Source organism: Caballeronia sordidicola (assembly GCF_002220365.1).
GTDB classification, from domain to species: domain Bacteria; phylum Pseudomonadota; class Gammaproteobacteria; order Burkholderiales; family Burkholderiaceae; genus Caballeronia; species Caballeronia sordidicola_C.
Genome location: NZ_MTHB01000069.1, coordinates 1 through 9,605 on the forward strand (window position 1 = coordinate 1; position 9,605 = coordinate 9,605).

Here is a 9,605-nt window from a genome sequence, read left to right on the forward strand (position 1 = left end):
GCTGGACACGGTAACTTTTTCGCGTCGCAGGACACTTCGAAATCGATCCGGCGCTTGGTTGTATCGAGCTCAACTCTGGATACCATCCACGGAGCTTGCAGACCCAACGCGGAAGTAAACAGGGTTTCAACGGCAACACTCACAGACGATTCCTCGATTCAGATAAGGGCGACTACTGCCTACCATCACTTCTTCGCAACCCGTCGACATGGCCGTCGGCTTACAAAGAATCTGATGGGAAACAGCGGAGGCCATTATGGTACTTGATGTCAAGTTCCACTCAAAACGTCCTTGGGCCACCTTGCCGGCCCTAGACGCCAGGCCGCGCTTGAGCATGGCGTCCAGACTGCTCCGTGTCAGCAAGTCGGAGTCTTCTCCGCGCAAAATGAGCACCGGGCAGTCTATTTTGTCCCAGATGTGCCACAGAACCACGTCCAGCCAGATCGGTATTGCGAACCGCAGGCCTATGCCTGGATCGAAATGGAAACGTAAGCCGCCCGCGTCGTCCGGCACTGCGCTGTGCTGAGCAAGATGACGCCATTGCGCGTCGCTGGCCTTGCCAAACGGCGCGTGAACGTCGCGCAGATGCGCTTCGACCTCGTCGATCGAGGCGAACCGCCAGGAGCGAGTCAAATAACCGCCGATCCGGCGCAATGCCGCGGCCGAGATGCGCGCACCGAAGTCATTGAGCACAAGCCGGCGCACCGGCGTCGCGTACTCTGACGCTATGAGCATGCCGATATGACCGCCAAGTGAAGTGCCGACCCAATCCACTTGATCGACATCGAGCCGTGCAATCAACGTCGACATCGCGCTGGTATAGGCACGGTCGGTGTAGTGTGCAGGCGATTCGAGCCATTCGCTGCGTCCCCGCCCGGGAAGGTCGGGTACGACGACGCGCGCTCCTGCTGCCGCGAGCGCAGCTGCCAGCATGTCGAAGTCATGCCCCGTGCGAGAAACCCCGTGCACACAGACTATCGTTCGGGCCGCCTTGGGCGGCCCCCATTCGGCATAGGCAAGCCTGCGAAAGCCACCGTGGCCGAGCACGGACAGGGGCTTCAGTTGTGGTTGCATCGCGTCGCGTCCTGGTCACGAGGGCACATCAGTGGCGCTTGTGCCGCCAGTCGACGATTCCCTCGCCGAGCACACCTTGAGACTTGGCACTGACGAAAACCTCGACATGGCCGTCCCGGCTCACATCCTAATAGGCGGTACTGCAGATCTGCGAATTGCCTCATTCGAATACCACCACTTGGCGGATCGCTTCGCCTTCGTGCAGCATGTCAAAGCCATGATTGATCTCATCGAGCTTGAGGCGGCCCGTGAGTAGCTTGTTCACCGGCAAACGACCCTGCAAATACAGATCGATGTAGCGCGGGATGTCGCGCGACGGCACGCATGTGCCGATATAGCTGCCCTTGAGGGTGCGTTCCTCTGCAACAAGGCTGACCGCGGGAAGCGGCCAAAGCGCGCTTGACGGCGGCAACCCCGCTGTGACGGTAGAACCGCCGCGACGCGTAATGCGGTAAGCCAGATCCAGCGCATTGATCGAACCGGCGAATTCAAAGGCGAACTCGACGCCACCAGAACTGAGCGCGCGGACGTGTTCGATCGCATCGGCCCGACCGGCATTGACCGTGTGCGTGGCACCGAGGGCGCGCGCCTGCTCGAGCTTGGCGTCGGACAAGTCGATTGCGACGATCTGCCGGGCGCCAGCCGCCTGCGCGCCAATGAGCGCCGCCAGGCCGACACCGCCAAGGCCGACCACCGCAACGGATGCGCCGACTCTGACCTGTGCCGTGTTGACCACCGCGCCCACGCCCGTCAGCACGGCACACCCGAACAGCGCGGCTTCGTCCAGCGGAACTGCGGGATCTATCTTGACGACAGAGCGGCGCGAAACAGTCGCGTATTCGGCAAACACCGAGCATCCAAGATGATGGTTCAAGGCTTCGCCGCCGCGCGTGAGACGACGTGCACCGGACAGCAACGTGCCGGCACCGTTAGCCGCGGCGCCGGGTTCACACAAGGCCGGGCGGCCTTCGGCGCATGGCGCACAGTGGCCACAGCTCGGCACGAACACCACAACGACGTGGTCGCCAACCTTGAGGTCGGTCACGCCTGCCCCCAGTTCCTCGACAACACCGGCGGCCTCGTGGCCAAGCGCCATTGGCATCGGACGTGGCCGGTCGCCGTTGATCACGGACAGGTCGGAGTGACACAGGCCGGCGGCGGCGATCTTGATCAGCACTTCATCGGCGCCTGGCGGCGCCAGGTCGATCTCTTCAATATGCAAAGGGCGGGAGACGGCGTAGGGTGGTGTTGCGCCCATCGCCTGCAGCACTGCTGCCTTGATCTTCATTGTGCGACCTCCAAAACCCGGTTTTTGAGTTCCTCGACGAGTACGCGAGTGTTCTCCGAGTAGTCGACCGGAACGATGACCAACTGCACGCCGCCTTCGCGGAATGCCGCTTCCAGTGTCGGCGCCAGCGATTCGGCCGACTCAACGCGCCGTCCTTTAGCTCCATAGGCATCCGCATACTTGACGAAATCGGGGTTTCCGAAAGTGAGACCCCAGTCCGGGAAGTTGTCGACGGCCTGTTTCCATCGGATCATTCCGTAGGCATCGTCCTGGATGATCAATACGACGAGGTTCAGCTTCAGCCGGACGGCGGTCTCAAGTTCCTGCGAGTTCATCATGAAGCCACCGTCGCCGCACACCGCCATCACGCGCCGGGCAGGGTAAAGCAGAGCGGCCATCATCGCCGACGGCAAGCCTGCGCCCATCGTTGCCAAGGCGTTGTCGAGCAGCAGCGTGTTGGCGCTGCGGGTCCGGTAACACCGCGCGAACCAGATCTTGTACATGCCTTTATCCAGCGCGACAATGCCGTCAGCCGGCATGACCTCGCGAACGTCGTGGACGATGCGTTGAGGCGTCAGCGGGAAGCGTGATTCCTGCGCCCGGTCCAACGTGCGTCTGAGGATGCCTTCGCGCAAAGGCGCCAATGCGGCCGCGTTCGGAAGCTTGCCTTCAACCTGCTCGGGCGAGCCGCGCGAGACTCAGGCCGAGGTCACCCACCACTTCGGCATGCGGGAAGAACACCTGTTCGACGTGCGCCGGCGTATATCCCACGTGAATGACCTTGGGTCCTTTCGGCCCCATGATGAACGGCGGCTTTTCGACCGTGTCATGGCCGATCGCAAGGATCAGGTCGGCGCGGTCGATCCCTCGTGCAGATAGTCGCGCGCGCTCAGCGCGGCGGTTCCCATCCAGAGTTCCGTGGCCTCGTCATGGCCGATGGCGGCAACGGTACCCTTGCCCATCTGCGTGTTAAAGAACGGGATACCGGTGCGCCGGATGAACTCGGTCAACTGACCCACGAGCCGTGGCCGGTTGCTGGCGGCGCCGAACATGACCAACGGACGCCCGGCCTTCATCAGCAGCGCCGCAGCCCGTTCGATGGCAGCCTCCTGCGCCACCGGCAATTCGACGGGGTGCAGGGCCACGACTGTAATCTCATCGCTTACTTCGACGGCCGCCACGTCTTCAGGCAACTCTAGATGGACGGGTCCGGGCCGCTCGTCCGCAGCCAGCCGGAACGCTTCGCGCACCACGGACGGAATACTGGTGCCGCTGACTATTTGCCGTGACGCCTTGGTCAGCGGTTTCATCGTGGCGACGATATCGACTGTCTGGAAGCGCGCCTGATGCGCCGTCATGATGGGTTTCTGCCCGGTAATGAGCACCATCGGCATGGCGCCGAGATGCGCATAGGCGGCGCCGGTGACCAGATTCAGCGCGCCGGGACCAAGCGTCGCCATGCAGACGCCGGGCCTTCCCGTGAGGCGGCCGTGGGTTGCCGCCATGAATGCGGCGGACTGTTCATGGCGAGTCAGAATCAGCTGGATGCTGGAGCGCCGCAGTGATTCGACGATGTCGAGATTCTCTTCGCCAGGCACGGCAAAGATTCGATCAACTCCTTCATTCTCCAGCGCCTTGACGAACAAGTCGGATGCTTTCATGGATAGTCACCTTATGTCTTTACACCACAGCGTGTCGCATGAGCGGCTGCTTGCGTATGTGTTTCGCAAACATGCGATGCAGAATCGAGCACGCCAAATGCAGCGTCAAGCTTCATGCGCATGAATGCACTGGTAGTAAAGCGGGTCGCCGAGCTGTAGTACTTGAGTTGCAACTGCCTGACCATCTCGAAGTACGCGTCGGCCTCGGACTCGTCCAGCCGGAAGCCGTCGTAGTTGACGATCAACGAAACTTTATGGCCGATCTGATTGCAGAATGCCTCGAGCACACGCCGAACGCTTTCCACGTCGCCGTTCGAGCGGATCGCCATGCCTTCGAAGTTCGCGAACATCACGTTTCGGCCGGCGTCGTAGCTGAGCCGTTCGCTCATCTGCAGATCGAGCAGGACCGTCGCGAGGCCCATGATCTGCGGCAAGAAAATTCGAGGGTCCATCAATCGCACGTCTCGCACAATGGGTGCGAAGTCCATGTGGGCGAGAATGTCGCGGTCGATATCGATGCCGAGTGCAATCTCCGTCAACTCAAGTCCTTCAGGCACGCGACGAAAGACGCATCGTTCAGTCACGTACATCACGGATTGACCGCTTTCGGCAGCGAGCGATCCATTGAATGTGATCTGCTCGACAGCCTCAACGAGTTTCTTCTTCGAACCCTCCGAGACAATACGCAGATGTCCATCCTCGACCACCACTTCCAGGCCGCCGGCCGTGAACGTTCCGGCGAATATCACGCGACGGGCGTTCTGGCTGATGTTGATAAACCCGCCGGCACCGGCGAGTCTTGGCCCGAAGCGGCTGACGTTCACATTGCCGCATCGATCGATCTCCGCCATGCCGAGACACGCGAGGTCCAGCCCTCCACCATCGTAGAAGTCGAACTGCTGGTTCTGATGAAGCAGGGCGTCGATGTTGATCGCCGCACCGAAGTTCAAGCCGCCCTGCGGGGTGCCACCGATCAGGCCGGGTTCGGCGGTCAACGTGAGATGGCTCAGCAACCGTTCTTCCGCTGCCACGGCTGCAACGACTGCGGGAACGCCAATGCCGAGATTGATCACGCCACCGAGCGGCAGCTCGAACGCGCATCGTCGTGCGATCACTTTGCGCTCGTCGAGCACCGGGCTTTCCATCGTCCCCAACGGGACTTTCATTTCGCCGGAGAACGCAGGGTTGTACGCGGTGCCGTACGTCTGGGCGTGAGTGTCAGGGCGGGCGACAACAACGCGGTCAACAAAGATTCCCGGTACGACCACGGTGCGCGGATCGAGCGTGCCGCTCGCGGCGATCCGTTCGACCTGGACGATCACCAATCCATTTGAATTGTGGGCGGCCATGGCGGCTTCCATGGCGTCGAGCACGAGCGCCTCGCGTTCCATCGTCACGTTGCCTTCGGGGTCGGCCGTGGTGCCGCGAATCAGGGTCACGTTGATGGGAAAGACCTTGTAGAAGAGCCAGGTCTTGCCGTCGATATCGATCGTGCTCACCAGGTCTTCGGTCGTGCTCGCGTTGATCTTTCCGCCTCCGTGACGCGGATCGACAAAGGTACCCAGGCCGACCTGCGTCAGCGTGCCCGGCCTATGCGCCGCGATGTCCCGATACAGATGCGACATCGTCCCTAAAGGAAGGTTGTACGCCTCGATCAGGTTATCGGTCGCCATGCGGGCGAGCTTCGGCAACAGCGCCCAATGACCGCCGATAGCACGCTTGACCAGCCCCGGCAGTGCCAGGCGGTTGAGCCCCCGATCCCGGCCGTCACCGGGCGCGGCGGCGAACACCAGCGTCAGGTTGCGCGGTTCATTTGCGCTGGTGAAGCGTCGCTCCAGCGCCATGATCAATTCGTCTGGTGTACCTATGCCAACGAAGCCCGAGCAGCAGACACTGTCGCCGTCGCGAATCAGCGCGACCGCTTCGTCGGCGGTGACAATCTTGTCTTTCATAGCGCAGCTCGAAGAGGAGGTAAATGTGCGGTCGCTACCGCTGCCAAACAAGGGGACATGCGTTCTCCCTTTGGAGCTCTAGCGAGCGTAGCCTAGCCATTTCTTCGCCATCACCAGCAATGGTATGCCAACTACCTAACCCCCATGGTGCTCTAACAGTCTCCGATTGAATGATTAGAGGGAAGGGGTTCCAGACGTCCGTTTGCGTCATTGCAGCACCATTGCATGCCGGGGCAGGCTGATAGTGAAGACACACCCCGTGTCCGGGATGTCGCGTACGCTGAGAATCCCGTCACTTGCCTGTACGCTGCGGCGGGCAATCGAAAGTCCTAATCCCAACCCAGTTCTGTCAACGCCGTTTTGCCTGAATGGCTCGAACATGCTTTCCACATCGGTTGCTGACAAACCCCCGCAGTGGTCCTTTACATCGATCAGGATTCGGCCCGCAACAGCGTATGCGTCAAGCGTGACCTCGGTGTGAAGATGAGTGAACTTGAACGCGTTCTGTAGCAAATTTCCCAGCGCCGAGAATAGGAGATCCCGGTTCGCGCAAACGGCAAGATCGGCATCGACATGAGACACCGTGAACACACACCCATGAGCGCGGGCCGCGAGCTCCGCCGCCCGTTTGATCTCGCCAATGAACTCAGTGAGGGAGAACAGTTGCGCAGGTTTCGGGCTCTCAGCTGACAACCGAACGTCAGTCAGAGAATGATCTATGAGGTCCCGAAGGCCATCTAAACTGCGTTCAAGCACTGATCCCGTCGCCCCCGAAAGGCTAAGATTTCCAGTTTTGGCCGCGGTGAAGGCGAGCGTTGCAGTCTGGAGGAAATTTCGCAACTCATGGGCCAAAGATCCAAGGCGTTCATTCATCTCCTCGACGTGTTTGTCCGTCGAAGCCGAGTCGCGCTGATAGCTGAATTCTGTCACCGCGTCGGCTATCGCATTGTCCAGGCAGCGGTTGAGCGTTCGAAATTCGTCGATTTGAAACGGCGCATCACGCTCATAGGCCAGGTCTGTAATCGCCTGACACAGATCGCCATAGTCGTGCACGACCTGATCGACGGAAAACCCGAGCTCTAGGAGTTGTCGTCCATGCTGCGCGGCTGACATCCCGATCGCCGAAAACGACGGCTCGCCACTCGACGGGCCAGAAATCTTGCGACTGTCCATGGGCTCGACGGTTTGTTCGATGCGCAGCGTCTGAATAAGCTGATCCAGAAATAGCGGCACACCGTTCTGCAATTGCTCCACAGTCGCCCCTCGGGCGGGCCGGTGCGCGACTTTTACGCGGCATCGTTCAATGAGGTCATCGCGGTTGTTTGAAAGGAAATCGTGCATCATGAGCAATACCTCGTTTGGTCGGCTGTACTTGGCTGATCGCCTGCGGTCGCCACAGGACATTCGCTCACGCGACGTGGACTTCGCTCAAGATCGGGGGGTAGTTCAATGTATGCCCCGGCATGTCATGTTGAGCATTCCCAACCATAGGGCTAGTGCGCCGGTCGCGAACGAGCCTCCATGGCCGATGGTTAAGTGACGACGGTTAGCGCGTACCATTCGGCGGTTGGCATCAGCCTGGAACAGTCGAACGGACTGTAGGTTGCTGGACAATACACTCGCCGTTATCGTTCAATGCGGCGCTCCGCAATCGCAGGTGATCATTGGCCACGCGCGACAGTCAGCTTTTTCTTCACCTTGAGATGAACCAGGCAAGGTAAATGGATTTTGGTCAGCGGGTTCATACGAAAAAGGTCTTCCATTATTTTCGGCCAGCCACGAGGTACCCGGTACTCAAGCATGCGTATCGCTGCGATACCTGACGTCCAACCGTGTAGGCGAGCGGTTATTTCATCGCCGTCGATGCCCCACGGCATAGGCGGCACGCGATAGTACGGCGTTTGCATGAAGCCCCACATGGTTAACCGGGAGAACCACCGCGGGATCACGTCGAAAGCAATTTCGGCCCCTGGGAAACGCTCGACGATCTGGACAAACAGGCGTCTCACCGCTGCAGGCTCGAGATACATAAAGAGGCCTTGAACGACGATGAATACGTCGGGGGTCCGTTCAATCTCGTCCATCCAGTCTGGCTCGAACACACTTCCAGCCACGTGACGAAACCGCCTGGACGAAGGAAGGAAGTGCTTGCGCAGTTCGATCGCAGCCGGCAGATCGACCGTGAGCCAACGCATCCGACCATTGTCTACGCGGTGGACCTGGGTTTCCAGGCCTTCACCCAAGGACACGATCAGGCCGTCTGGATGGCGCTCGAGCCAGCGCCTCAATAGCTGATCGATCTCTGCAGCCCGCGCGGCGAACGAACCGACAGGGTCGCCGAAATGGCGCGCGAAGTCATAGTCGATTGCATCGCAGATGTGCACGCTGTCGGGGTCGACTAGAACACCATCGGGACGACGTGCTTCGCATGCCCGGTCGTAGAGCGTCCACAGCATCGTCTCCGACACGCCGTCCAATTTGGACCTAATCTTCGCCAAGCCATCACCGTCGTAATTGCGCGTCCGCAGCTTCTCTTCGCGAAGCGGCGGCGCCAGAACGGCGGCCGTCAAATCGCACCCAGCCGTTCGGCGTTTGCGGTTGCGCGGCCGTGAATGGGTGCGAGGCCTGCCTGCATCACGCGCGCAGTCGAGCTGGCCAATTGCAAAGGGTTTGAGGGAGAGTCCGTTGCGATCTTCAAAAGCTCTGCCTGGCATGCAAACCATTGCGCGGCCGATTGACTTGATGCCAACGCCGCAGCCGCAGCGGAGGTAGCCCAGATATATTTGCTGGCATCCATCGCCAGTGCCATGCCTAGACTTACGAATCCTGAACCCATCGCCTCGATCGATTCGAACGCTGCCTCGCTTTTTTCGCGGCGCATCAGATTGAATTCGATCCGGTCTCGCTCATTGGGTAGCGGGCCAGCCATCACCAGGCGGGCCATGCGGGCTTTAACGACTGGAGTGGTCGCGTTGAGCATTTCACAAGTTTCAGTAAAGATGCGCCACCAGTTCGTCGAAAGCTCGGCGAAAGACGGTAAAAGGACTGACGTATTCATCTGGGCCTCCGAGCAAGTAAGCATTCTATGGATCGCCTGAGGACAATGGCAACGCAGAAGCGGTGCCGATTTCTTCACTGCTACCTACTTCATTGCTGTCCACCGGGTCAGTGCAGGAGTCAGAAAGCTGGTCGACCGGACCACGGAGCGCAATCGCGCATCCTTAGCGTTGGCTGTCGACATCATTCATGCACTTTGATGTTACCGCTCAGTGACTCGTCGGCCACGCGGTGACCCGGAACTGGCGATGGCGGAACACGAGCGCGCCCCCCTGTGTCAAACTGCTGTGAGACAACTTCTTCAAACAGTTTAAGGAAGTTGCCCACAGATGGATAAGCAGATGAAAGAGGTTTTTGAGGAACGTGACGTCAGTGCGAAGGTTTTCCCCGAGGGGGCCTCGGGGAAAACGGCAACCGATGCTGAGGTCGTCGCGGCGCCAAGCCGCCGGAGTTTTTCGACGAGCTACAAGCGCCGTATTGTGCGGGAAGCCGACGCGTGCAATGCCAGCGGCGCGGTCGGGGCACTGCTGCGCCGTGAGGGTCTCTACAGCTCGCATCTGAGCCACTGGCGCG

General features: G+C 60.1%; 6 protein-coding genes and 3 pseudogenes. 1 reads left to right on the forward strand and 8 read right to left on the reverse strand.

Features of this window, described 5'->3' with window-relative positions:
• From BSU04_RS49135 to BSU04_RS11830, 8 genes and pseudogenes are all read right to left on the reverse strand, one after another.
• Positions 1–143: pseudogene (locus BSU04_RS49135) on the reverse strand (ISL3 family transposase); the annotation flags it as partial.
• Complete coding sequence (locus BSU04_RS11800) at positions 127–1,047, reverse strand: alpha/beta fold hydrolase (protein ID WP_179258298.1); 921 nt, start codon at positions 1,045–1,047, stop codon at positions 127–129. The pseudogene BSU04_RS49135 and the gene BSU04_RS11800, both read right to left, overlap by 17 nt.
• Positions 1,048–1,234: 187 nt before the next feature.
• A complete protein-coding gene (locus BSU04_RS11805; RefSeq protein WP_089160780.1) occupies positions 1,235–2,362 on the reverse strand; it encodes a zinc-dependent alcohol dehydrogenase family protein in 1,128 nt (375 codons plus the stop codon).
• Positions 2,359–4,023: pseudogene (locus BSU04_RS48780) on the reverse strand (acetolactate synthase large subunit). Before BSU04_RS48780 ends, BSU04_RS11805 begins: the two are co-directional and overlap by 4 nt.
• Before the next feature lie 11 nt (positions 4,024–4,034).
• Complete coding sequence (locus tag BSU04_RS11815; protein ID WP_089160781.1) at positions 4,035–5,975, reverse strand: acyl CoA:acetate/3-ketoacid CoA transferase; 1,941 nt, start codon at positions 5,973–5,975, stop codon at positions 4,035–4,037.
• 207 nt (positions 5,976–6,182) lie between these two features.
• Positions 6,183–7,319, reverse strand: a complete 1,137-nt coding sequence (locus BSU04_RS11820; protein WP_179258299.1) for a sensor histidine kinase — start codon at positions 7,317–7,319, stop codon at positions 6,183–6,185.
• A 317-nt stretch (positions 7,320–7,636) separates the two neighbouring features.
• The gene (locus BSU04_RS11825) at positions 7,637–8,545 is read right to left on the reverse strand and encodes a class I SAM-dependent methyltransferase (RefSeq protein WP_256982553.1); all 909 of its coding nucleotides are present in this window, start codon (positions 8,543–8,545) and stop codon (positions 7,637–7,639) included.
• The gene (locus tag BSU04_RS11830) at positions 8,542–9,111 is read right to left on the reverse strand and encodes a polyhydroxyalkanoate granule-associated phasin (protein WP_256982554.1); all 570 of its coding nucleotides are present in this window, start codon (positions 9,109–9,111) and stop codon (positions 8,542–8,544) included. The genes BSU04_RS11825 and BSU04_RS11830 overlap by 4 nt, the downstream gene beginning before the upstream one ends.
• A gap of 262 nt (positions 9,112–9,373) precedes the next feature.
• On the opposite strand from BSU04_RS11830, the pseudogene BSU04_RS11835 reads away from it, so the two are divergent.
• Positions 9,374–9,605, forward strand: a pseudogene (locus tag BSU04_RS11835) (hypothetical protein); the annotation flags it as partial.